This is a genomic window from Pseudomonas sp. M2 (assembly GCF_015751845.1).
GTDB classification, from domain to species: Bacteria; Pseudomonadota; Gammaproteobacteria; order Pseudomonadales; family Pseudomonadaceae; genus Aquipseudomonas; species Aquipseudomonas putida_E.
The window spans coordinates 4209487-4235439 of record NZ_JADOUD010000001.1 but is presented as its reverse complement, the minus strand read 5'-3'; the positions used below and the strand labels follow the sequence as shown (position 1 = coordinate 4235439).

At 66.5% G+C, this 25953-nt stretch carries 9 protein-coding genes; 7 read left to right on the top strand and 2 right to left on the bottom strand.

The features are described from left to right. Positions 1-23: 23 nt before the first annotated feature. A complete protein-coding gene (locus IWW33_RS19585; protein WP_174142468.1) occupies positions 24-1652 on the bottom strand; it encodes a PvdJ/PvdD/PvdP-like protein in 1629 nt (542 codons plus the stop codon). A 216-nt stretch (positions 1653-1868) separates the two neighbouring features. Here IWW33_RS19585 and pvdM point away from each other — a divergent pair, with 216 nt between their 5' ends. From pvdM to IWW33_RS19550, 7 genes are all read left to right on the top strand, one after another. After that, complete coding sequence (pvdM, locus tag IWW33_RS19580) at positions 1869-3215, top strand: pyoverdine-tailoring dipeptidase-like protein PvdM (protein WP_046785264.1); 1347 nt, start codon at positions 1869-1871, stop codon at positions 3213-3215. A gap of 17 nt (positions 3216-3232) precedes the next feature. Then, positions 3233-4504 carry an aminotransferase class V-fold PLP-dependent enzyme gene (locus tag IWW33_RS19575; protein ID WP_115274267.1) on the top strand — a complete coding sequence of 424 codons (1272 nt, stop codon included), beginning with the start codon at positions 3233-3235 and terminating at the stop codon, positions 4502-4504. 12 nt (positions 4505-4516) lie between these two features. Then, a complete protein-coding gene (locus tag IWW33_RS19570; protein ID WP_174142467.1) occupies positions 4517-5398 on the top strand; it encodes a formylglycine-generating enzyme family protein in 882 nt (293 codons plus the stop codon). Between the two features lie 74 nt (positions 5399-5472). Next, positions 5473-7128 carry a cyclic peptide export ABC transporter gene (locus IWW33_RS19565; RefSeq protein ID WP_046785267.1) on the top strand — a complete coding sequence of 552 codons (1656 nt, stop codon included), beginning with the start codon at positions 5473-5475 and terminating at the stop codon, positions 7126-7128. 119 nt (positions 7129-7247) lie between these two features. Further along, the gene (locus IWW33_RS19560) at positions 7248-13661 is read left to right on the top strand and encodes a non-ribosomal peptide synthetase (protein WP_196914331.1); all 6414 of its coding nucleotides are present in this window, start codon (positions 7248-7250) and stop codon (positions 13659-13661) included. Next, positions 13661-22198: a non-ribosomal peptide synthetase gene (locus tag IWW33_RS19555; protein WP_196914330.1), complete on the top strand. Its 8538-nt coding sequence runs from the start codon at positions 13661-13663 to the stop codon at positions 22196-22198. Before IWW33_RS19560 ends, IWW33_RS19555 begins: the two co-directional genes overlap by 1 nt. Positions 22199-22258: 60 nt before the next feature. Then, positions 22259-23206 carry an alpha/beta hydrolase gene (locus IWW33_RS19550; protein ID WP_196914329.1) on the top strand — a complete coding sequence of 316 codons (948 nt, stop codon included), beginning with the start codon at positions 22259-22261 and terminating at the stop codon, positions 23204-23206. 142 nt (positions 23207-23348) lie between these two features. Here IWW33_RS19550 and IWW33_RS19545 read toward each other — a convergent pair whose 3' ends face one another. After that, positions 23349-25883: a TonB-dependent receptor gene (locus IWW33_RS19545; RefSeq protein ID WP_080952081.1), complete on the bottom strand. Its 2535-nt coding sequence runs from the start codon at positions 25881-25883 to the stop codon at positions 23349-23351. Positions 25884-25953 lie beyond the last annotated feature (70 nt).

Genomic DNA, 25953 nt, shown 5'->3' with positions numbered 1-25953 from the left:
CGCACGGCTTGCGGCCAGTGTGTTCAGCGCTGAGCCAGTTTCAGATTGCGCGCGTACCAGGGGCGTTGCGGGACTTTCGGCCGCAGCTTGGCGAACAGGTCATCGTCGCCAAAGATGATGCGCAACGCCAGCTTCATGGTCTCAGGGTCCATCTCCACGCTGCGCCCAGGCCGCAGCCCCGGTACCGTCGAGCAACCGTGGGTGTCTGGCCCCAGCCACGGGTCGGCCACTTCGACCCAGCGCCCAGGCGCGAACCACGGCACACCATTGACTTCCAGGCGCCTGACCTGGCCCGGGTGGACCCGCTCATGGGCACGGAACCAATCCTCGATACGGTCGTCGATCCAGCCGTGGAAGTGCCAGAACACCGGGTTCACATGGGATGAAAACGGGTCGCCGAGGAAGTCGTTCTCGGCCTGGAACCAACGCGCGGCAAAATCCTCCGGTTTGCGAGCGAAAGGCACTGGCAGGCCACTGGAAGGGTCGCGCGGCACCGAAGCCCAGCGCATGTGCAGCCAGTCGTGCAAACCCAGCTCCATTTCCGAACCGAACTGCCCCAGCGTAAGCGTGCTCAGGTAGTGCGGATCAGTGTACTTCGACTCCCAGACCTGGAAGTTGGCATGGAACGTTTCGGGCGTCTTTATATCGCGCACCCATTGGGTGTACGCGGCATCGTCCGAAGCCAGCCAGGTAGGCGGTAGGGCATTGCCATCATGGTTGTCGAAATAGCGGGCGAAGCCGATACGGTCGCGCTCAAGCTCCGGCTGCGGCAGCGGAAAACGCGGCCAGGAGGGTAGGTCCTGGAGGGCCCGGGCAGCACCCAGCATGTGCCGGTGCATGAAGAAAAAATCCACGCCCGAACCGTTGCGGTCCTTGTGCCGGCCCCGCGCATCGCGTTCATGGCCCCGCGGCCCTGGCTGCCAGCCCAGGCCGCGCAGCGCTGCCTGTTTGTCCTCGTCCAGCTTGTGCCACTTGTCGCGCGCGGCATGCCAGAGCTGGTGGAACAATCGATGCTCCGGCGCGATCAGCCTCGCCAGCAAGGCCGGTGCCAGGGGCGCCCGTTCGCGGGCCTCGGGGAAAGGCCGCTTGAGCGCTAGAAACCGGTTGTCCTGCTCGGGCAGCGTCAATGCGCGGTTCAGCGGCAGGATGCGGCCATTGAGTGTCGCCTGACCGGCGTTGCCGAACCCGCCCCAGGCTTCGTCGAGGACCACCTGGCACTCATAGTTCGCCTGCTCCTGGCCCGGCTGCGTCGAAAACAGCCGCCAGCGCAGTGTCCCTGGCTTGTCCCCCAGCAGGTCGCCCATCACGCGATAGCGCGGCTCTTGCGGACCACGCAGGCGCTCGGGCGTGTCCAAGTAACCACGCAGGCCACGCCCACTGTGGGCAACGTCCAGCAACAGCTCCAGCTCCCCATCAGGCAAACCGTGCAGCCCTGCGTCCCTGCCCTGCGCTGTCCAGAGCCAGCACCCGCGCAAGGTGTCGCCCAACTGCTGCAGGGGCGCATCGGCAAGTTCGACAACGGCTTCGCCCGGGGTTTCAGGATACTGCTCGTCGAACTGCTGGCGCTGCACGTGCCGCACATACAGCGCACCGGGCACCGCCATGCCTGTCAATGCCACACCGGCGATGAACCCGCGTCGAGAAATCGTCATTGCACTACCTGAGCATTCATTGCGGCCATGGAGCACGGCCCGTCCAAGGCTAGAACGTTGTGCAGTACGCAAAATTTACCGCCGCAGGCAGACGGCCTGTGACGCAGCCAACGATAAATTTGCCCCGCCGTTGTTCGTCCACCTGATACCCAAGCCCTGCCCGCGCAGCAAACCCTGAGCCGGCAGCCGCCCCGATCACCGCGCAACGAGATGGCAATGACCAAGACCCGTTCCCGCAAAGCCCTGTACATCGGCCTGCCCCTGGCCCTGACCGTTGCCCTGGCAAGTGCCGCTGGCTACTTCTACTGGCGGCACCTGCACGCAGGCTACCCGCTGAAGATCGTGCAGCAGGCTGAGGAGCTGCACGAGCACATGCTCTCGTTCGACAGCCATATCACCGTGCCATTGAGCATGGGCAGCGAGGGGCACGAAGTAGACAAGGATGGCCCGGGCCAGTTCGACCTGGTCAAGGCCAACCGCGGCCGCCTCTCTGGTGCCGCCCTGACCGTGTTCGGCTGGCCGGAAATCTGGAACGGCCCGAACGCCCCGCACCGCCCCACCCCCGGCTTCGTCGATGCCGCCCGGCAAGAACAGGAAGGGCGCTACAAGATCATCACCGGCATGGTCCGCGACTTCCCCAACCAGGTCGGTATCGCTTACACCCCTGACGACTTCCGGCGCCTCAACGGCGAAGGCAAGTTCGCCATCTTCATCAGCATGCTCAATGCCTACCCGCTGGGCCACGACCTGTCGCAGCTTGACCTGTGGGCAGCACGTGGCATGCGCATGTTCGGCTTCAGCTACGTCGGCAACAACGACTGGGCCGATTCTTCGCGGCCGCTGCCGTTCTTCAACGACACCGCCGACGCCCTCGGCGGCCTGTCACCGCTGGGCGAGCAGGCAGTGAAACGCCTGAACGACCTGGGGGTGATCATCGATGTGTCACAGATGTCCACCTTGGCACTCGAAGATGTCGCTCGCCTGTCGCGCGCGCCAATCATCGCTTCGCACTCGGCACCGCGGGCGATGGTGGATATCCCGCGCAACCTCTCCGACAAGGAGATGCAACTGATCAAGCAGAGCGGCGGCGTGATCCAGGTGGTCGGCTTCGGTCAGTACCTAAAGCCGTTGACCCAGCCGGTGGTGGACAAGCTCGATGCCCTGCGTGCGCGCTTCGACTTGCAACCATTGCAAGGCCTGACCAATGCCCTGATGCCGGGCGACGCGGTGATCGCCATCTGGCCCGAGGCACGCTTCGGCGAGTATGCAAGCTCGCTGTACGCCATCCTCGAAGACGAACCCAAAGCAACCTTGAAACAGTATGTCGACGCCATCGACTACACCGTGAAAAAGGTGGGTATCGACCACGTCGGCATCGCCTCGGACTTCAACGATGGTGGCGGCCTGGAGGGCTGGAAGGACGTCAGCGAAATTAGCAACGTCACCGCCGAACTGCTGACCCGCGGCTACAGCGAAACGGACATTGCAAAGCTCTGGGCGGGCAATTTCCTGCGCGCCTGGGAGCAAGTCCAGAGCGCTGCCCAGCCTGTCGCCAACCGTTGAGCCGAGCCCTGCCTACCATGAGCAACCGCCGTAGTTTCCTGAAACAGGCCGGCCTGCTGGCCGCGAGCCTGCCACTGCTGCCCCAGGCCCTGGCTGGCGCCAGCACACCACTGAGCGGCCCCGACAAATGGCGCAACCTGCGCACGCTGTTCCCGCTCGACCCACAGGTCGCGCACTTCGCCAACTTCCTGGTGACCGCCCACCCGCGCCCGGTACAGGCAGCGATCGACCGCCACCGTGCCGCGCTGGACCGCAACCCCGCCGCCCTGATGGACTGGGAAAGCCAGTACGAATGGCAGCGCGAGGACGAGGTGCGCGAGTGGGCCGGGCGCTACCTTGAGGTCAAGCCGCGCCAGGTGGCCCTGACCGGCAGCACCACCGAAGGCCTGGCGATGATCTATGGCGGCCTGAAGGTCGGCGCCCACCAGGAAATCCTGGTCACCGAGCACGAGCATTACTCCACCCACAAGGCGCTGGCCTTCCGCGCCCAGCGCCAGGGCACCCTGACCCGCAAGATCCGCCTGTTCGACGACCCATGGACAGTCTCCACCGACCAGGTGCTGAGCACCCTGGACAAAGCCATCCAGCCGCACACCCGCGTGCTGGGCATGACCTGGGTGCACTCCGGCAGTGGCGTCAAGCTGCCGGTGGGTGAGATCGGCGCGCTGGTGCGCCAGCACAACCGCAACCGCAGCGAAGCCGAGCGCATTCTCTATGTGGTCGACGGCGTGCACGGCTTCGGTGTGGAGAACGTGCGTTTTGCCGACTTCAACTGCGACTACTTCATCGCCGGCACCCACAAGTGGATGTTCGGCCCGCGCGGTACGGGCATCATCTGCGCAGCCTCCACCGGCATGGAGCATCTCACCCCGACCATCGCCACGTTCTCCCGCGATGAAGACTTCGCCACCATCATGACCCCTGGCGGCTACCACGCCTTCGAACACCGCTGGGCCACCAACGAGGCCTTCAAACTGCACCTGGCGCTGGGCAAGGCCGACGTGCAACAGCGCATCCACCAGCTCAACAGCCTGCTCAAGGCGCGCCTCGCCGAGCACCGTCAGGTCCAGCTGGTGACACCGCGCAGCGAGCGCTATTCGGCCGGTTTCACGTTTTTCCGCATCAAGGACCGCGACGCCGACGCCGTCGCCGCCCACCTCACTGCCAACAAGGTGATGTGCGATGCGGTGTATCGCGATGTCGGCCCGGTGATCCGCCTGGCCCCCAGCCTGCTCAATGACGAGCAGCAGATCGACCGGGCCATGGCCCTGATTACCCAACAACTCTGACAAGGCATCACCATGACCGCTTCCCTGCATCGCCTGACCCTGGCCGGCCTGCTGGCCGCCTGCAGCCTGCCGGCCCTGGCAGCACAAGCCGCCGATACCCCAGGCACGGTGTTCCGTGACTGCGACAAGCTCTGCCCGGAGATGGTGGTACTGCCCGCCGGCACCTTCAACATGGGCACCCCGGCCGACGAAATGGGGCGCCAGGATGACGAAGGTCCGCAGCATGCGGTGACCTTCGCCAAGCCCTTCGCCATCAGCCGCTTCCAGGTGACCGCCGAGCAATGGGACGGCTACCTCAAGGCCACGGGCACACGCATCGCCGACGGCGACGATCGCCCTGGCCGCCGCTGCACCGCCAGCAAGCCCAGTTACAAACAGGGCCCGCAGCAACCGGCAGTGTGCATGAGCTACCACGATGTGCAGGACTACGTGGCCTGGCTGTCGAAAAAGACCGGCAAGCATTACCGCATGGTCAGCGAGGCCCAACGCGAATATGCCGCACGCGGCGCCAGCACCGGTATGTTCCCCTTCCCGATCGACCCGGACAGCACCCTGGAAATCAGCCAGCACGCCAACGTCTATGGCCCCAAGGATGGCTACAGCTATAGCTCGCCCGTGGGCAGTTACCCGGCCAACGCCTTTGGCGTGTACGACATGCACGGCAATGTCTACGAATGGGTCGCCGACTGCTACCACAACAGCTATGAAGGCGCCCCGGCCGACGGCAGTGCCTGGGGCCAGGCCAGCCGGGCCAAGGACAGCTGCAAGGTGGTAAGTATCCGCGGCAACGACTGGGGCGAGGCGCCGATCTTCTCCCGCTCCGGCAACCGCAACACCAATTTCCCGGGCCGCCTGGGTGACTGGCTGGGTGTGCGGGTGGTCCGCGACCTGTGACGGTACGCGGTTAAATTGCCCCGCGGGCCACTCGTCATAACGATGTACTTTTGCCTCTGATCCAGGAATTCAACATGACCTCCAAAACCCGCGGGGCGCTGAGCGAGCTATTCACCCTGCTCAAACCGTTCTGGCCGATCGTCACCCTGTCGGTCGTCATGGGCATGGTCGGCGGCCTGAGCGTTACCGCACTGCTGGCCACCATCAACAGTGGCCTGCACGCCGACGGCGGCCTGAGCAACAGCGTGATCCTCGGCTTCGCCGGGCTGTGTGCGCTGGCTCTGGCCAGCTCGATCTGCTCCGACATCGGCACCAACTACGTCGGCCAGCACATCATCGCCAAACTGCGCAAAGCCCTGGGCGAGAAGGTGCTGTCGGCCCCGATCGAGCAGATCGAACGTTTCCGCAGCCACCGCCTGATCCCGGTACTGACCCATGACGTCGATACCATCAGCGACTTCGCCTTCGCCTTTGCGCCCCTGGCAATCTCGCTGACCGTAACCCTTGGCTGCCTCGGCTACCTGGCCACCCTGTCACTGCCGATGTTCCTGATGATGCTGCTGGCAATCGGTATCGGCAGTGTCGTCCAGTACATCGCTCGAGGCCGTGGCATCAAAGGCTTCATGGCGGCGCGCGACGCGGAAGACCGGCTGCAGAAGCACTACCACGCCATCGCCGAGGGGGCCAAGGAGCTGCGCATCCACCGCCCGCGGCGCCAGCGCATGTTCCGCCAAGGCATCCAGGACACCGCCGACGCGATCTGCGCCACTCAGGTCCGCTCGATCAACACGTTCGTCATTGCCAAGAGCTTCGGCTCCATGCTGTTCTTCGTGGTCATCGGCCTGGGCCTGACCCTGCAGTTCCTCTGGCCAAGCGCCGACCCCAAGGCCATCAGCGGCTTCGTGCTGGTGCTGCTGTACATGAAAGGCCCGCTGGAACACCTGATCGGTACCTTGCCGGTGGTCAGCCGCGCGCAAATCGCCTTTCGCCGTATCGCCGAGCTTTCCGAGCAGTTTTCTTCGCCTGAAGCGCACCTGCTGCTGGAGGACCACGGCAACAAGCCTGTCGTGGTCGACAGCCTGGAATTGCGCGAGGTGAGCTATGCCTATCAAGCCAGCCCCGGTGCCCAACCGTTCCAGGTAGGGCCGGTGAACCTGCGCATCGCCCAGGGCGACATCGTCTTCGTGGTCGGTGAAAACGGCTGTGGCAAGACCACCCTGATCAAGTTGCTGCTGGGCCTGTACACGCCGCAACAGGGGCAGATCCTGCTCAACGGCCAGGCCGTCGACGCACAGGTTCGCGACGACTACCGGCAATTGTTCACCACGGTGTTTGCCGACTACTACCTGTTCGATGATGTGGTGCAGGGGGACACGCACATCCCCGAAGACGCCAACCGCTACCTGGAGCGCCTGGAAATCGCCCACAAGGTCAGCGTCAAGGACGGTGCGTTCAGCACCACCGACCTGTCCACCGGCCAGCGCAAGCGCCTGGCGCTGATCAACGCTTGGCTGGAAGAGCGCCCGGTGCTGGTGTTCGACGAATGGGCCGCCGACCAGGACCCGACCTTCCGGCGGATTTTCTACACCGAGCTGCTGCCGGACCTCAAGCGCCTGGGCAAGACCATCATTGTCATTTCCCACGATGACCGCTACTTCGACATCGCCGACCAGCTGGTGCGGCTGCAGGCCGGCAAAGTCGTCGTCGAACACGCACCCGCCCTCGCCTGAGCCCCACCCGGCGCGCCCCACGCGCGCCGGGTGCAGCTGTTTCGTCACCTGCCTAAATCACCCCCCTGCCCCTTCGTCTCTCTCAGTACGCTTAATTCTCCAGTGATGGCGAGACCGAGATGACACCCCAGAACCAATCCACCGATGACGCGCTGCTGGCCCTGCTCTGCGAGCTCGACGAAACCGCCGCTGCCCCTGCCGGCATCGTTGCCCACGGCGCCGACCACGCGCCGCTGTCGTTCGCCCAGGAGCAGTTGTGGCTGCTCGATCAGCTCGACCCCGATGCCGCCACCTACAACCAGCCGCGCGCCTTTTTGCTCCAGGGCCCGCTGCAGGCGCAAGACCTGCAACAGGCACTGGACCGGGTCATCGACCGTCACGACATCCTGCGTACCCGCATCAACGAGGTGCAGGGCCAGCCACGCCAGCAGGTCGACCGCGCAGCGCGGCTGAACCTGCGCTGCGTCGACCTGCGCAGCCAACCACAGCACGTGCTGCGCGAGGCGCTGCACACCGAAGCCGCCACCCCGTTCGACCTCACCCAGGCCCCACTGCTGCGCGCCTGCCTGTACCAGCTGGGCGCGCAACGCCATGTGCTGGCCCTGACCAGCCACCACATCGTCAGTGATGCCTGGTCCAATCCGGTGCTGCTGCGCGACCTCTCGCAGGCCTACGCCAACGCCTGCGCCGGCAGTGACTGTCAGCTGCCTCGCCCAGCGGTGCAGTACCTGGACTTCGCCCACTGGCAGCGCGGCGTCTACCAGGCCAGCCCGGCCCACGAACGCGCCGCCAGCTACTGGCGCCAGTACCTGCAAGGTGGCCTGCAACGGCTGGAACTGCCCACCGATCACCCGCGCGACAGCCGCCCCGCCACCGCCGCCGGGACCTGCACCCTGGCGTTGCCCGCCGCGCTGTTCAGCCAGCTGCAGGCAGCCTGCCGGGCCAATGGCCTGACGCCGTTCATGGTGCTGCTGGCCGCTTGGCAACTGGTACTTGGCCGCCATGCCCGGCAGGAGGATTTCATCGTTGGTGTGCCCAATGCCGGGCGCACCCAGGAACAGGTACAGGACCTGATCGGCTTTTTCGTCAACAGCCAGATCCACCGGGCACGCCTGGACCCGCGCCAGTCCGTGGCCGGCCTGCTCGAGCAGGTGCGCAAGCACGCCCTGGCGTGCCTGGAACATGCCGACTATCCGCTTGAGCAAGCGCTTGCCGAACAACGCCACAGCACCAACGGCGTACTGTTCCACTGCCTGTTCAACTGGACCAGCGACAATGCCGAGCAGCCCCCGGCCGGTTTCGCAGGTTTGCACATCGAGCCCTTGCCCAGTGCGCCGACTGCCGCCAAGTTCGACCTCAGCCTCAACGTTCAGGCGGGTCGCGAGCGGCTCGGCATCAGCCTCGACTACGATGCCGCGCTGTTCGAGGCAGCCACCGCTGAGCGGCTGGGCGAGGACTGGCTGGCCATCCTCCAGGCCATGCTCGACCACCCCGAGTGCGCTATCGGTGAGCTTCATGCGCAACCTGCCTTGCAGCGTGAACAGTGGCTGGCGGCCGCACAGGGCCCCGCTGGCGATGCCCTCGACGGCCTGGCCGTGCACCAGCAGTTCGCACGCCTGGCGCGCAGCCACGGCGAGGCCGTTGCGCTGGTCGCCGGCGACTCGCACCTGAGCTACCGCGCCCTCGACAACGCCGCCGAGCGCCTTGCCCGCCGGCTGCAAGCCGCCGGCATCCGCCCGGGCGAGCGAGTGGCGGTGGCCCTGGAGCGCGGCGCACCGCTGATCGTCGCCTTGCTGGCCACCCTCAAGGCCGGCGCGGCGTACGTGCCGCTGGACCCCCAGTTCCCCGCCGAACGCCTGGCCTACATGCTTGAAGATTGCGGCGCCCCCCTGCTGCTGAGCCAGGCCTCGGTGCTGGCTGCCCTGCCAACGCCAGGCCAGCAGGTACTGCTGCTCGATGACTTCGACCTGCAGGCCACGCACCAGCCCGAACCGGCCCTGGCCCTGGACTGCCCACCGCAGCAACTGGCCTACGTGCTCTATACCTCCGGTTCGACTGGCAACCCCAAGGGCGTGATGGTGCCCCATGGCGCACTGTCCAATTTCGTCGCGGCCATGGCCAAAGCCCCCGGCCTGCACCCGGGCCAGCGCCTGCTGAGCATCACCACCTGCTCCTTCGACATCTTCGGCCTGGAGCTGTACCTGCCACTGTGCACCGGGGCGTGCATGGTGCTGGCCGACAAGCACACCGTGCAGGACCCGGCGGCAATCCTCGACCTGCTGATCAGCGAGCACGTCGACGTGCTGCAGGCCACCCCGTCGACATGGCGCATGCTGCTCGACAATGACCCCGACCAACGCCTGCCTGCACTGACCGCGCTATGCGGCGGGGAAGCGCTCGGCGATGACCTGGCGGTAAGGCTGCTGGCCCGTTGCGCCGCGCTGTGGAACCTGTACGGCCCGACCGAAACCACCATCTGGTCGGCGCGCCACGCACTGGCCCGCGCCAGCGCCCGCCCCGAACTGGGCCAGCCGATCGAGCGCACCGGCCTGTTGCTGCTCGACGGCAACCTGCTGCCCAGCCCCCCGGGGGTGCCGGCTGACCTGTACATCGGCGGCGACGGCCTGGCCCAGGGTTACCACCAGCGCCCCGGCCTGACCGCCGAACGCTTCGTGCCGCACCCCTATGGCAAGCCCGGCGAGCGCCTGTACCGCACCGGCGACCTGGCGCGCCGCCACGCCAGCGGTAGCCTGGACTTCCTTGGCCGGGTCGATCATCAGGTGAAGATCCGTGGTTTTCGCATCGAGCTGGGCGAGATCGAAGCGGCCCTGCTCACCCTGGACGCGGTGCGCGAAGCCGCAGTGGTCGCCCGCGACGGCGTCGATGGCGCTCAACTGGTCGCCTATGTGGTACCCGCCAGCAGGCCCGCCGACATCCAGGCATTCACCGAACACTGCCTGGCGCCGCTGCGTGAGCAACTGCCGGGCTATATGTTGCCAGCACGCCTGCACCTGTTGCAGGCCATGCCGCTGACACCCAACGGCAAGCTCGACCGCAAGGCCCTGCCGGTGGTCGATGAAAGCCCGGCGCAGGCTCGCTACCTGGCGCCGACCACTGACCTGCAACGCCAGGTTGCGGCCACCTGGGCCGAGCTGCTGAAGGCCGAACGCGTCGGGCTGGGTGATGATTTCTTCGCCCTGGGCGGCCATTCGCTGCTGGTGGCGCGGGCAGTCTCGCGCCTGCGCCATGAGCTGGCGCTGAACTTCCCCCTGCGCCTGCTGTTCGACCAGCCGCGCCTGGGCGACTTCTGCCAGGCCCTGTCGCAGCTGCAAAGGGCCACGCCGCTGGCCCTGCCGGTGCAAACCGCGCGTGACCAACTGCCGCTGTCTTACGCTCAGGAGCGCCAGTGGCTGCTGTGGAAGCTGGCCCCAGAAAGCAGCGCCTACCACATTCCCAGCGTGTTGCGCCTGCGCGGCCCGCTGGATGTCACCGCCCTGAGCCGAGCATTCGACCAGCTGATTGCCCGCCATGAAGCGCTGCGCACCTGCTTCACCCTCGAAGGTGAACGGCCGCGCCAGCACATCCTCGCCCCCTGGTCGCTGAACCTGCAGTGCCAGTCACTTGAAGAGAGCCAGTGCCAAGCCTTTATCGCAGGCCTGCTCGGCCAGCCCTTCGACCTGGCCAACGGCCCGCTGCTGCGTGTAGGGCTGGCGCGCCTGGCGGCCGACCACCACGTGCTGGTGCTGGTGCAGCACCACATCGTCTCCGACGCCTGGTCGATGCAGGTGATGGTCCGCGAGCTGTGCGCGCTCTATCAAGGCCAGGCCTTGCCCGCACTGGCACTGCAATACGCCGACTTCGCTGCCTGGCAGCGTCGCTGGCTGGATGACGGCGAGCGCGAGCGCCAGCTGGCCTACTGGCGCACACGCCTGGCCGGCGAGCAACCGGTGCTCGAGCTGCCCTGCGATCACCCCCGTCGCGACAACGCCAAGCGCCCGGCAGCACGCTTGCATCTGGTATTGCCCACGGCACTGGGCGAAACCGTGCAACGCTTCGCCAGCGCGCACCAGGCGACAGTTCCGATGGTGCTGCTGGCGGCCTGGCAGGCCCTGCTGCACCGCTACACCGGCCAGCCGGACATCCGCATCGGCGTACCGGTGGCCAACCGCAACCGCCTGGAAACCGAGCAATTGATCGGCTTCTTCGTCAACACGCTGGTGCTGCGCGCCGACTGCACGGCCGACCTGTCGTTTGCCGGGCTGCTGGCGCAGACCCGCCAGGCCATGGTCGAAGCCCAAGACCACCAGGACCTGCCCTACGAGCAACTGCTCGAAGCCCTGCTGCCCCAGCGCGGCCCGCAACAGGGCTTGTTCCAGGTGCTGTACAACCACCACCAGGCGGCCGATGCCGCGCCACTGGGTGCGCTGCACCTGGAGGCACTGGACAGCCAGCCGGAGGAGGCCCAGTTCGACCTGGCGCTAAGCACGGCCCAGGGTGAACACGGCCTTAGCGCCAGCTTTACCTACGACCGCACACTGTTCGACGCCACCACCCTGCAACGCCTGGCCAGGCACTGGCTGAACCTGCTCGAACAGGCCCTGGCCCAGCCAGGGCTGCCGCTCGCACGACTGGCCCTGATGGACCCGGCCGAACGCTCGCAGGTCCAGGACGCCTGGAACGGCGCGCCGGTCGCCCACCCACAAACGCAAGCGCTGGCGGCACGCATCGAAGCCCAGGTACAACGGCAGCCGCAGGCTGTTGCCCTGCGCTATCAGGGCCAGGCCTTGAGCTACGCCGAGCTCAACCAGCGCGCCAACCGCCTGGCACACCGCCTGATCGCGGCGGGCGTGGGCGCCGAGGTGCCGGTGGGCCTGGTGGCAGAGCGCGGCTTCGCGATGATCGTCGGCTTGCTGGCCATCCTCAAGGCCGGCGGCGCCTACGTGCCGCTCGACCCCGCGCACCCAGCAGAGCGCCTGGCTTTCGTGGTCCGCGACAGCGGCATCAAGGTGCTACTCGACCAGCCCGGCCTGCTCGCCGAACTGCCAGAGTACGACGGGCTGCTGCGCCTGAACCTGGAGGCCGGCTACGACGACCAGCCGGTGGACAATCCCGAGCCGCGCAGCAGCGTCGACAACCTCGCCTACATCATCTACACCTCCGGCTCCACCGGCCTGCCCAAAGGTACGCTGCTCAGCCAGCGCAATGTCCTGAGGCTGTTCAGCGCCTGCGATCGCTGGTTCCGCTTCGACCACAATGACGTCTGGACCCTGTTCCACTCCTTTGCCTTCGACTTTTCGGTGTGGGAGATCTTCGGTGCGCTCCTGCATGGAGGCCGCCTGGTGATCGTGCCGCAGGCCTTGAGCCGCGACCCGCAGGGCTTCCTGCAACTGCTGGTGGACGAGCGTGTAAGCGTACTCAACCAGACACCTTCGGCTTTCAAACCACTGACCCAGGCCGCGTGCAGCGCCACCTCGGCAGACCTTGCCCTGCGCCTTGTGATCTTCGGCGGCGAAGCGCTCGACGTGGCTGCACTGCGCCCCTGGTTCGAGCGCTTCGGCGCACAGCGGCCACAATTGGTGAACATGTACGGCATCACCGAAACCACTGTGCACGTCACCTATCGACCGATTGGCCTGGATGACCTGAACCGCACGGTGAGCCCGATCGGCGAACTGATCGACGACCTCAGCGGCTACCTGCTCGACGGCGAACTCGAGCCGGTTCCGGCGGGCTGCGTCGGCGAGCTGTACATCGGCCAGGCGGGCCTCGCCCGAGGCTACCTCAACCGCGCCGGGCTGAGCGCCACGCGCTTCATCGCCAACCCGTTCTCCACCCAGCCCGGCAGCCGCCTTTACCGCACCGGCGACCTGGCGCGCCGCCGTAGCGACGGCACCCTCGAATACATCGGGCGCATCGACCAACAGGTGAAGGTCCGCGGCTTCCGTATTGAACTGGGCGAAGTCGAGGCCAGCCTGCTAGCGCAGCCGACGGTGGCGCAGGCAGTGGTGATCGCCGACCAGGGGCCCGCCGGCACCCGCCTGCTCGCCTACCTGGTGGCGCATGCAGGCCAGGGCGGCGACACCGGCGCCCTGCGCGCCGCGCTCAAGGCGCAGCTCCCCGACTACATGGTGCCGGCCCATTGCATGTGGCTCGAACAGCTGCCCCTGACCGTCAACGGCAAACTCGACCGCAGTGCCCTGCCGGCACCAGCCGACAGCAACGCCCAACGCACCTTCCGCGCCCCCCACACACCGTTGCAGGAGCAACTGGCCGGCATCTGGCAACAGGTGCTCGGCGTGCAGGCCGTGGGCCTGGACGACGACTTCTTCGAGCTGGGCGGCCATTCGCTGCTGGTGATCAACGTGGTCTCGCGCATCCAGCTGGAGCTGGGCCGCGAGCTGACCCCACAGGCCCTGTTCCAGCATCCGACCCTTCAAGCCCTGGCGCTTCAACTGGACACCACTACAACTGCGGTCGATGAAAACAAGCTCGACACCCTCGAAGCCTGGCTCGACGAAATGGAGGAACACTGATGGACAGCACTGCCGCTTCGAGAATTGCCAAGCGCTTTGTCCTGCTGCCGCTGGAAAAGCGCCGGCAGTACCTGTTGAAGATGCGCGAGGAAGGCCTGTCGGTGGCCAGCCTGCCGATCCCTCAGGTACGTGAAGCGTTCGACCGCCTGCCGTTGTCGTTCGCCCAGCAACGTCAATGGTTCCTCTGGCAGTTCGACCGCCAGGCCAGCGCCTATCACATCCCCTGCGCCCTGCGCCTGCGCGGCGCCCTGAACGTCGCTGCGCTGCAGGCCAGCCTTGAGGCGCTGGTGCGCCGCCATGACAGCCTGCGCACGCGTTTCATCGAAGACGAGCAAGGCGTCGCGCAGCAGGTCGACAGCACCGTCGCGCTGGCACTGACGCTCACCACGCTCGATGAGCAGGCCGTACAGGCCCATATCCAGGCGCGGGTACGTGAACCTTTCGACCTGGCCTGCGGCCCATTACTGCGTGCCGAGTTGCTGCAAGTGGGCTGCGATGACCATGTGCTGCTGCTGGTGCAGCACCACATCATCAGCGACGGCCGCTCGATGCAGGTGATGGTCAAGGAGCTGACCCACTGCTACGCCCGCTTCAGCCAGGGCCTGACCAGCCAGTTGCCAGAACCACAGCTGCAGTACGCCGACTACGCCATCTGGCAACGCCACTGGATGGAAGCCGGCGAGCAGGAACGCCAGCTCGACTACTGGCGCCAGCGCCTGGGCAGCGCAGTGCCAGTGCTGGAACTGCCATTGGACCGGCCACGCCCGAGCGTGCAGCGATTCGACGGTGCGCGCCTGCCGCTGGCCATCCCGCCGGCCCTGGCCCTGGCCGTGCGCCAGCTGGCCCAGGCACGCCAGGCCACACCGTTCATGGTGCTGCTGGCCTCGTTCATGGCCCTGCTGCACCGCTATACCCGCCAGCAGGACATCCGCGTCGGCGTGCCCAGCGCCAACCGCAACCGGGTCGAGGCCGAAGACCTGATCGGCTTCTTCGTCAACACCCTGGTCATCGATGCCCAGTGCCAGCCAACCCTGTCCTTCGAGCAGTTGCTCGACCAGGTCAAAGCCGCCACCTTGCAGGCCCAGGCCCACCAGGACCTGCCTTTCGAGCAACTGGTCGAGGCCTTGCAGCCCGAGCGCAACCTCAGCCACAACCCGTTGTTCCAGGTCATGTTCAACCATCAGGTCGGCGCGCCCCAGCCGAACGAAACGGCCCTCGGCCACGGCCTGGCCATCGAGCCGCTGCCACTGGCAGGCGAGACCGCGCAGCTGGACCTGACCCTCAACACCTTTGAGGACGCCCAGGGCTTGAGTGCGAGCCTGACCTACGCCACAGCCCTGTTCGACCACACGTCCATCCAACGCCTGGGCGACCACTGGCTGCGCCTGCTGGCGCAAGTGGTGCATGCCCCGCAGCAGGCGCTTGGCGAGGTGACACTGCTGGCCGATGAAGAACGCCAGCGCTTGCTCACCCAGTGGAACGCCACCACCCACGCCTACCCTGCCACGCCGTCGATCCATGCCTTGGTCGAAGCCCAGGCACGCCGCACACCCGATGCCACCGCACTGCTGTTCGGCGACAGCGCGCTGAGCTACGCCCAGCTCAACCGTCAGGCCAACCGGCTGGCCCACGCCCTGATCGCCCAAGGCGTGCGCCAGGACACGCCGGTCGGCATCGCCGCCGAGCGCAGCCTGGAACTGGTGGTTGGCCTGCTGGCCATCCTCAAGGCCGGCGGCGCCTACGTGCCGCTCGACCCGGAATACCCCGCCGAGCGCCTGAGCTACATGGTCGAAGACAGTGGCATCGGCCTGCTGCTGACCCAGTCGCACCTGCGCGATCGCCTGCCGCTGCCGCCCCGGCTGCCCGTGCTCCTGCTCGACCAGGCGCTGGCCGCGCAGCCCGAGCACGATCCGCAGCTGCCGTGCGCGCCCGAGCAACTGGCCTACGTCATCTACACCTCCGGTTCCACCGGCCGGCCGAAAGGCGCGGGTAACAGCCACCAGGCCCTGGCCAACCGCCTGCAGTGGATGCAGGCGGCCTACGGCCTGGATGCCAGCGACACAGTGCTGCAGAAGACCCCCTTCAGCTTCGACGTGTCGGTGTGGGAGTTCTTCTGGCCGTTGATCACCGGCGCCCGCCTGGCCATCGCCGCGCCGGGTGACCACCGCGACCCGGCGCGCCTGGTACAACTGATCGTCCAGCATCAGGTCACCACCCTGCACTTTGTGCCCTCGATGCTGCAGGCCTTCCTGCTCGACGACCAGGTTGCCCGCTGCAGCAGCCTGCAGCGCATCGTCTGCAGTGGCGAAGCACTGCCGGTGGAGGCGCAGCAGCAAGTATTCGCGCAACTGCCGCAGGCCCGCTTGTACAACCTGTACGGGCCCACCGAAGCGGCCATCGACGTCACCCACTGGACCTGCCGTGACGAGGGTAAGACCGGCGTACCGATTGGTAATCCGATCGCCAACCTGGCCTGCTGGATCCTTGATGCCGGCCTGCAGCCGCAACCCGCGGGCGTCATCGGCGAGCTGTACCTGGGCGGCGTGGGCCTTGCCCGCGGTTATCACCAACGCCCGGCACTGACCGCCGAGCGTTTCGTTGCCTGCCCGTTCCAGCCTGGCGCACGCATGTACCGCACGGGCGACCTGGCGCGCTACCGCGCCGACGGCGTGATCGAGTACTGCGGGCGCATCGACCACCAGGTAAAAATCCGCGGCCTGCGCATCGAACTCGGCGAGATCGAAGCGCGCCTGATGGAGCAACCCGCCATCCACGAGGCCGCCGTGCTGGCCGTGGACAACCAGCTGGTCGCCTACCTGGTGGCCAAGGCCGGCACACCGCTGCCGGAGCGCGAGCAACTGAGCCAGGCACTGCTGGCCCACCTGCCCGACTACATGGTGCCCAACCAGTGGTTGTTCCTGCAGCGCATGCCGCTGAGCCCCAATGGCAAACTCGACCGCAAGGCCCTGCCCGCCCCGGGGCTGGCTCAGGCCCAGGCCAGCTACAGCGCCGCCGAAGATGAACTGCAGGCACGCCTGGTGCAGGTCTGGCAGCGGGTGCTCAAGCGTGAGCACGTGGGCATTGATGACAACTTCTTCGAGCTGGGCGGCGACTCGATCGTGTCCATCCAACTGGTGAGCCAGGCTCGACGCGACGGCCTGCACTTCACCCCCAAAGACCTGTTCAGCCACCAGACCGTGCGCACGCTGGCCCACGTCACCCTGACCCAGGCCGAACCGCGCGAAGCCGCGTACCTGCCCGCCAGCGGTCGCAGCCTGCTACTGCCGATGCAACAGCAGTTCTTCGCCCAGGCCGTACCGCAGGCGCAGCGCTGGAACCAGTCGGTGATGCTCAAGGCCAACCAGGCGCTGGCCCCGGCCCATGTGCGCCAGGCACTCGCTGCACTGCTGGCCACCCACGATGCCTTGCGCCTGCGCTTCAGCCAGGTGCAAGACGAGTGGCAGGCACACTTTGCCCCGCACGTGCCCGACGACGACGTGCTCTGGCTGTTCGAGCCAAGCCAGGGCGACAGCTGGCAGGGCCTGTGCGACCGTGCTCAGGGCAGTCTCGACCTGGCCCAAGGCCCGTTGCTGCGCGCAGTGCAGGGGGTGGTCGACGGTGAGCAGCGCCTGCTGCTGGTGATCCACCACCTGGCCGTTGACGGTGTGTCCTGGCGCATCCTGCTTGAAGACCTCCAAAGTGCCTATTCCCAGGCGGCTGCCGGCCAGGCCTGCGCGCTGCCACCGCGTACCCTGTCGGTGCAGGACTGGGCCCTGCGCCTGCAAGCGCACGCACAGAGCCCGGCCGGGGAGCAGGAAGCCGCCTTCTGGCAACGCCAGTGCGCCGATATCGACAGCACGCTGCCGGTGATCGATGCCGACGCTACGCTGCGCCTGTGCGACAGCCGCAGCGTCACCACCCATCTGGATGCCGCGACCACCACGCGCCTGCTCAAGGATTGCCCGGCCGCCTACCGCACGCAGATCAACGACCTGCTGCTGGCCGCCCTCGCCCGCGTGCTGCAACGCTGGACCGGCGCCGGAGACCATCTGGTGGAACTCGAAGGCCATGGCCGCGAAGCCTTCGCCGACTTCGAGGCCGACCTGACCCGCAGCGTCGGCTGGCTGACCAGCCTCTACCCGGCCCGCATCAGCGCCGGCAGCTCGCTGGCCGAAGCGATCATGCTGACCAAGGAACACTTGCGCGCCCTGCCGGGCAAAGGTGCTTTCTTCGGTGCCCTGCGCAGCTTCGCCAGCCCGGCAATACGTAAGGCCCTGGCCGCGCTGCCCGCTGCGCGTATCACCTTCAACTACCTGGGCCAGTTCGACAGTGGCAACGACGATGCCGCCACGCTGATGCGGCCGATCCCGGCAGACAAAGGCCGCGAACACAGCGCCGATGCACCGCTGCAGAACTGGCTGGCACTCAATGGCCAGGTGTTCGACGGCGAGCTGCGCTTGAACTGGAGCTTCAGCCAGCGCATGTTCGAGCCGGCTCAACTGCAGCGCCTGGCCGATGACTACGCCGCCGAGTTGCGCGAGGTCGTGGCCCTGTGCGGCCAGGGCGTGCGCCGGGGCCTGACCCCTTCGGACGTGCCGCTGGCCCGCCTGAGCCAGGCCCAACTGGCCCTGTTGCCCTTCGCCTGCGACCAGGTCGAGGACATCTACCCGCTGTCCACCGTGCAGCAGGGCATGCTGTTCCACACCCAGGATGCCGGTGCCGGGGACTTCTACATCAACCAGACCAGCGTCGAGGTCCAAGGCCTGGAGGCGCCGCGTTTCATCGCCGCCTGGGGCCGGTTGGTGGAGCGCCACGAGATGCTGCGCAGTGCCTTCTGGCAGGCGCCACAGCTGAGCGAGCCACTGCAGGTGGTGCTGCGCCAGGGCCAGCTCGACGCCCGGGAGCTGGACTGGCGTGGCCAGGCCGTCGAGCCGGCGCGCCTGACCGCCGCCGCCGAAGCCGAGCGCCGCCGCCCGTTCGACCTGCTCGCCCCGCCCCTGCTGCGCCTGTTGCTGGTGCGCCTGGATGACGAGCGCCACCAACTGATCCTGACCAGCCACCACATCCTCATGGATGGCTGGAGCCAGTCACGCCTGCTCGGTGAACTGTTCCAGTGCTACGCCGGCCAGCCGTTGCCGGCTCAGCAAGGCCGCTACAGCGACTACATCCGCTGGCTGCAGGCGCCGGCGCAACAGGCCAGCGAAGCCTTCTGGCGGCCACGCCTGGCCGAGCTGCAGGCCCCCACCCAGCTGGCCGGTGCGGCCGGCAGCCGCAGCGCCCAGGAAGGCCACGGCGCGCTCTACCTGCACTGGGACGAGCAGCGCACCACCTGGCTGCGCGAGCAGGCCCAGCGCCTGCGCGTAACCCCCAACACCCTGGTGCAGGCTGCCTGGGTGCTGCTGTTGCAACGTTACACCGGCCAACAGACCGTGTGCTTCGGCGCCACCGTGTCCGGTCGCCCGGCCAGCCTCCCGGGTGCCGACAGCCTGCTGGGGCTGTTCATCAACACCTTGCCGATCATCCAGGCACCGCACCCGGCACAAGCGGTGCAGGACTGGCTGCAACAGTTGCAGACCTGCAACCTGGAAGTGCGCGACCACGAGCACACGCCGCTGGTGGACATCCAGCGCTGGGCCCAGAGCAACGGCCAGGCGCTGTTCGACAGCATCATCGTGTTCGAGAACTACCCCATCGATGAACGCCTGCAATCGGCCGGTGCCGCCGGCCTGCGTTTCGGCGAAGCGCAACTGCGCGACGTCACCAACTACCCGATGGACTTGGCGGTGCACCTCAATACCCGCCTGCGTATCGAGTTCCTCTACCGCCTGGACCATTTCCAGGCGCAGCAGGTGCAGGCCATCCGCCGCCACTTCGAAGCCTTGCTCGAACGCCTGCTGAGCCACCCCGAGGCGGCAGTCGGCACGCTCGGCCTGCTCGACACCGTCGTGCAGCCACACGCACAGCCCTGCGATACAGCACAGCATGACCTGGCCAGCCTGATCGGCCGTCATGCAAAGGAGCGTGCAGACCAGGTGGCAGTGCGCTGCGACGGGGTGCAACTGACCTACGGGCAATTGGAAGAGCAGGCCAACCGCCTGGCCTGGACCCTGCTCGAACGCGGTATCGGGCGCGAGGACCGGGTGGGCATCGCCCTGGACCGCTCGGTGCGCACCATCGTTGCTTTCTACGCGGTGATGAAGGCTGGCGCGGCCTATGTGCCGCTGGACATCGATTACCCCGCCGAACGCCTGCAGTGGATCATCGGCGACGCCGACGTGACCCTGTTGCTGACCGACAGCGTTATCGGCGAGCGCCTGGGCATCGCCCCCGAGCGCCGCCTGGACCTGGACCGGTGCGAGCTGTCCGCGCAGCGTCACGCGCCGCAACAGCAGGCGCTGGACGATCAGCTCAGTTACATGATCTACACCTCCGGCTCCACCGGTAACCCCAAGGGCGTGGCCGTGGCCCGAGGCCCGCTGCGCATGCACTGCCAGGCGATCATCGAACGCTATGAAATGGGCCCGTCGACCCGCGAACTGCTGTTCATGTCGTTCGCCTTCGACGGTGCCCAGGAGCGCTGGCTGTCGACCCTGATCAGCGGGGGCTTGCTGGTGGTGCGTGGCAACACCCTGTGGACCCCGCAGCAGACCTGGGACGTGCTGCATGCCGAGGCCATCAGCATCGCCTGCTTCCCGCCGGCCTATCTTCAGCAACTGGCCGAATATGGCCAGGCACAACCGGCCCCGCCCCCTGTGCGCATCTACTGCTTCGGAGGCGATGCAGTGGCCGATGCCAACTTCGAGCAGGTCAAGCAGGTGCTCAAACCGCAGTACCTCACCAACGGCTACGGCCCTACCGAAACCGTGGTCACCCCACTGCTGTGGAAGGTGCCGGTGACGGCGCGCTGCGAAGCGGTGTATGCACCCATTGGCGTGGCCGTGGGCAACCGCACGCTGCATGTACTGGATGATTGCCTCAACCCGCTGCCGGCAGGCCTGGCCGGCGAGCTGTACATCGGTGGCGAGGGCCTTGCCCGTGGCTATCACCGCCGCCCGGGGCTGAGTGCCGAGCGCTTCGTCGCCGACCCGTTCAGCGCCACTGGCGGGCGCCTGTACCGCACCGGTGACCTGGTACGCCAGCGCCCGGACGGGGTGTTCGACTACCTCGGGCGTTTGGACAATCAGGTGAAGGTCCGCGGTTTTCGCATCGAACTGGGTGAGATCGAGGCGCGCCTGCGCGATATCGCCAACGTGCTCGATGCCGTGGTGGTGGCGCGCGAGGGTGCCAACGGTAAGCAGCTGGTCGGTTACGTGGTACGTGGCGACGGCGAGCGGGCTGTCATCCCGATGCTCGAGTACCTGCGCCAGGTACTGCCGGACTACATGGTACCGGCGCAACTGATGGTGCTCGATGCCTTGCCGCTAACCCCCAATGGCAAGGTCGATCGCCGCGCACTGCCCGAGCCTCTCATGTGCGAACGCCAGTACCAGGCACCGGCGGATGACCGCCAGCGTGCGCTGGCGGCGATATGGGCCGATGTGTTGGGCCTGGAGCAGGTTGGGGTGAGTGATCATTTCTTCGAACTGGGGGGCGATTCACTGGGTGTGCTCAAGGTGCTCTCGCGCTTGCGCAACCAACCGCAACTGGGCCTGAACCTGAAGCTGCGCGACCTGATCGCCCGCCCGACCATCGCCGAACTGTGCCCGGCCGAGGCGCGCGAGCAGGCGGCGCTCGACCCACTGCTGCTGCTCAACCGCAAGGTCGAACGCCAGGCACCGCTGTTCTGCCTGCATGCAGGCTTCGGCACGGTGTTCGACTACCGCGCACTGGCTCAGCGGCTGGACGGCGTTTGCAGTGTCTATGGCCTACAGAACCGCATGCTGCTCGACCGCCAGTGGCAAGACGAGTCGCTCGAAGCCATGGCCATCGACTACGCCCAGTACATCCGCCAGAAGCAGCCCCAAGGCCCCTACCGCCTGCTGGGCTGGTCGCTGGGTGGCACCCTGGCGCTACTGGTGGCCCGCGAGCTGGAGAGCCAGGGCCAGCAGATCGACCTGCTTGGTCTGGTTGACCCGTATGTACCGGGTGAGCCAGGTGCGGCGCTGGACGAAGACTGCGGCGGCGACCTGCGCGCCTTCCTCGCCGTGGTCAGTGGCCGCCCGGCCGACAGCCTGCCGCTGTTCCCGGTAGCGGCCAATGCCGATGCCACGCAGCTGCAGGCACTGATCGAGCGGAGCCTGGGCGCAGAGGCCATGGACGGCCTGCAAAGCAGCGAGGATCTGGCGCGCACGTTTACCGTCGCCATGACCCTCAAGGCCCTGTCGCTGCAAGTGCACGCCCTGCCTGCGGTACGCGCCAGCCTGGACTGCTGGTGGGCACAGAGCAGCGAAGCGGGCGTCTGCCAGGCCTTCGAAGCGCGCCACGCGATCCACTCCAGCCAGTGCCTGGCCGCAGATCACTACGCCATCGTCAGCCATGGTGCACTGCTCGAAACCGTGCTTCACCGCCTGCAGCCGGTGGCCGCACCAACCCTGTGAGCCTGCGCCCGGCCGCCCTGCGCGGCCGGGCCCTTATCCAACAATGTGAAGGAAACCCGAATGTCCCTGGATGGCGATCTGGAAGCGTTCCTGGAACTGGCCGAACTCGGCCGCCTGACGGGCAAGAGCCAGCCCATGCATCAGTTGGGCATCGCCCAGGCGCGGGCGGAATTTGAAAACGCCTCGCGCCTGCTCGACCCCGACCCTCCCGCCCACGTCGAGGTGCGCGCCCTGCAGTTCAGTTGCCGCGATGGTGCGCAGTTGCCCGCCCGCCTCTACGTGCGCCCGGGCGTCACGCCCAAGGCCACCCTGCTCTACCTGCATGGCGGTGGCTATGTGGTCGGCAGCCTGGACTCGCATGACTGCGTGTGCCGGCGCCTGGCCTGCCTGGGTGACTATGCGGTGTTCGCTGCGCACTACCGGCTGGCGCCGGAGCAACCGTTCCCGACGGCCCTGCACGATTGCCAGGACGCCGCCAGCTGGCTGCAGCACAGCGCCACCGAACTGGGCCTGCCGAGCGCGCTGGTGCTGGCCGGCGACAGCGCGGGGGCAACCCTGGCCACGGTGCTGGCGATCGAAGCCGCGCAACACCCGCAGGCCATGGCAGTGAAAGCGCAGCTGCTGTTTTACCCTGTGGCCGAAAGCAATACCCGGCGCGCCTCGCACCAGCGGTATGCCGAGGGTTATCTGCTGGAGAGCGGCACACTGGACTGGTTCTATGACCATTACCTGGGCGCCGCCCAGGCGCACAATGACTGGCGCGCCTCGCCTCTGCTGCACCCGGCGCTGCCGGCCATGGCGCCGGCGTATGTGAACCTGGCCCAGTACGACCCGTTGTTCGATGAAGGCCTGGACTATGCGCGCAAGCTTGAGGCGAGCGGCACACCGACCACCCTGCGCATAGAGGCGGGGCTGACCCACGACTTTCTGCGCATGTGGGGGATCACCGGAGCGACTGGCGAGGTGTATGCCGCGGCAGGATGCTGGTTGGAGCAGGTGCTGGCCTGATGCGAATCTGGGGCCGCTTTGCGGCCCATCGCCGGCAAGCCGGCCCACAGGTACAGCGCAGACCTCAAGAACTGCGCTGTACCTGTGGGGGCCGGCTTGCCGGCGATGGGCTGCGCAGCAGCCCTGATTACGCTGACTGAAATCAGTACGTCGCCCGTACCGTCAGCATGAAGTTGCGTGGATCGCCATAGTAGTTGCCGTAGGTCGAGGTACCGACTGTCTGGTAGTACTTCTTGTCGAACAGGTTGTTGCCGTTGAGGGTCACGTTCCAGTGCTCGTCGATACGGTAGTCGACCATCGCGTTCCAGATCGCATAACCGCTCTGCTGGTATTCGAAAGGCACATCGGACTGCACTACGTTGCCCAGGCTGTCGTAGGTCGCTGCGGTGCCGCTGACCTTGGTCGCACTCTGGATGTCCACGCCACCCCCGACGCGGAAGTCGTTCAGCACACCCGGCAAGCGGTAGGTGGTGAACAGCTTGGCCATGTGCTTGGGCGTGACGGTGCTCAGCGCAGAGCCCGTGTCGCGGTTCTTGTTGATGTTGAGGGTGTAGCTGGCCATCATCATCCATTCCGGCAGGATTTCGCCGGAGATTTCCATGTCGATGCCCTTGCTGATGGTTTCCCCACCATTGACGTAACAGCAGTTACCGCCGAATGCCACCTGGCTCAACGGGTAGTTCGGGTCCTGCACCGCCTGGTCTTCACGCTTGGTGTAGTACAGCGCAATGCTGGTGTTGACCGCACCGCCAAACAGCTCGCCCTTGATGCCGGTCTCGTAGGTTTTGCCGGTCATCGGGTCGAGGGTGCTGCCAGAGGTCGCAGGCCCGGCCAGCAGGTTCTGCTGTGGCTTGAAGATCTCGGCGTAGCTGGCATAGGCCGCCCATTCGTCCGTCAGGTCATAGACGATGCCGCCAAACGGGGTGACTTTGGTCGGTTCGCGCATGTCCACCCGCGACTGCTGGGTCCAGGTCGACCCGGTGGCGTCTGCCGTCTGGTAGGTCTGGTCGAACTTGTAGCGCTGTGCACGGGCACCGACGATCAGGTGCAACGGCTCGGCCAGTTGCAGGCGCAGGCTCGAGTACAGGCCGTATTGGGTCTGGCTGTTGGGCTTGTAGTCGCGGCTGATGACCGGCCGGGCGCCTGGATCATCCCATGGGGTGGAATCGGGATCGAATACATTGACCGGGCCGCCGGCAGTGGTGAAGCGGCCAGTGCCGCGCCAGCGGCTGTCGATCTCTTGATAGTCGCCACCCACCACCAGGCGGTGGTCGAGGCCGAACATGCTGAAGTCGCCGGAGACGTTGACGTCCCAGAGGTTCTGCTCGCTCCACTGGGTGTTGTAGGTGCCGTAGCGGGTCACGCCGGTGCCGGTGACCGGGTTAACAGAGCCCAGCGTGGTGGCGTTGTTGGTGGTGATGGTGTCGTAGATGTTGGTGTAGCTGAGGTTGAGCTTCCAATCATCATTGAGGCGATGGTCGATCTTGGCGAAATACTCGCGGGAAAAGCCGTCCGCGTACGCCCAAGTGGTAGACAGGCCGGTATGGCGCGGCAGGCCAAGGTCTGCACCGTTGCTGTAGCGTGGCACGGCCGAGGCGGTGCCGGTCTCGTGGACCTTGTTGAAACGCAAGCCTGCGGTGAGCATGGTGTCGTCGGTGACATCGGCTTCAAGCACGCCATAGAAGAACGGCTTGTCGGTGGCACGGTTGTCGACGAAGTACTGGCGGTCCTGGTAGGCCACCACCATACGGCCACGCAGCTTGCCATCGAAGCCCAGCGGGCCGGTCACGTCCAGCTCGCTGCGGTAGTTGTCCCAGCTGCCCGCCGAGGCGGTGAACTTGAGCTGGTAGAAGTCCAGCGGGCGCTTGCGCACCAGGTTGATGATACCGCCCGGGTCACCGGTGCCGCCAAACAGTGCGCTGGCACCACGCAGCACTTCGACATGGTCGAACTCGGCGATGTCGTAGATGTTCGACGCGTAAAAGCTGCCGGCGGTGGTGCCCAACGCCATGGGGGCGGCGCCGTCGAGCTGGATGTTCTGGATCGGGAAGCCGCGTGAATAGAAGTCCTGGATACGGAAGGTGTTGCTCTGCACGGTCACACCCGGCACGGCCTTCATCGCATCGTTGATGTCGGTGAACTGGCGGTCTTCGATGACCTGGCGGGTGATCACCGACACCGATTGCGGGGTTTCCTTCAACGAGGTCGGGCTCTTCGAGCCGACGCTGGTCAGGCCCGGTGTGTAGGAGCCGGTGTTCTCGGTAGCCTGGCCCATCCCCTGGCCCATGATGGTGGTTTCGCCGATAACCAGAGCACCGGCGCCGACATCACTGGTGTCGGTGCTGATCAACAGGACCGAATTGTTCTCGATGCGGTAGGTAAGGCCTGCGCCTTCCAGCAGTTGCGCCAGGGCCTGGTCCGGCTCCATGGTGCCGCTGACCTTGGGTGCACGCTTGCCGCTGACCAGGTCGGGCGAGTAGACCATCTGCAGGCCGGTCTGCTGGCCAAGGGCGATCAGGGCCTGGTCCAATGGCTGGGCTGCGATGTCCACCGCAACCGGCTGGGCATGGGCATGGGCCATGGCCAGGCTCAGCACCAGTGCCGAAGCCCGCAGGCTCCACTTCGATGGCCCGGCGGCCAAGGCTGCCCCCTTGTTTCGCATACGTTTGGACTTCATGTGCGCAACTGACTCCGACTGTTCTATGAGTGTGTAGGTGACGGTCTCGACGTACCGTTTCTATAAGGGC

Bases quoted from the DNA above. Each gene is read 5' to 3' on its own strand.
- IWW33_RS19550 (WP_196914329.1), top strand. From the start codon at position 22,259: ATGTCCCTGGATGGCGATCTGGAAGCGTTCCTGGAACTGGCCGAACTC.
- IWW33_RS19570 (WP_174142467.1), top strand. From the start codon at position 4,517: ATGACCGCTTCCCTGCATCGCCTGACCCTGGCCGGCCTGCTGGCCGCC.
- pvdM (WP_046785264.1), top strand. From the start codon at position 1,869: ATGACCAAGACCCGTTCCCGCAAAGCCCTGTACATCGGCCTGCCCCTG.
- IWW33_RS19560 (WP_196914331.1), top strand. From the start codon at position 7,248: ATGACACCCCAGAACCAATCCACCGATGACGCGCTGCTGGCCCTGCTC.
- IWW33_RS19585 (WP_174142468.1), bottom strand. From the start codon at position 1,652: ATGACGATTTCTCGACGCGGGTTCATCGCCGGTGTGGCATTGACAGGC.
- IWW33_RS19545 (WP_080952081.1), bottom strand. From the start codon at position 25,883: ATGAAGTCCAAACGTATGCGAAACAAGGGGGCAGCCTTGGCCGCCGGG.
- IWW33_RS19555 (WP_196914330.1), top strand. From the start codon at position 13,661: ATGGACAGCACTGCCGCTTCGAGAATTGCCAAGCGCTTTGTCCTGCTG.
- IWW33_RS19575 (WP_115274267.1), top strand. From the start codon at position 3,233: ATGAGCAACCGCCGTAGTTTCCTGAAACAGGCCGGCCTGCTGGCCGCG.
- IWW33_RS19565 (WP_046785267.1), top strand. From the start codon at position 5,473: ATGACCTCCAAAACCCGCGGGGCGCTGAGCGAGCTATTCACCCTGCTC.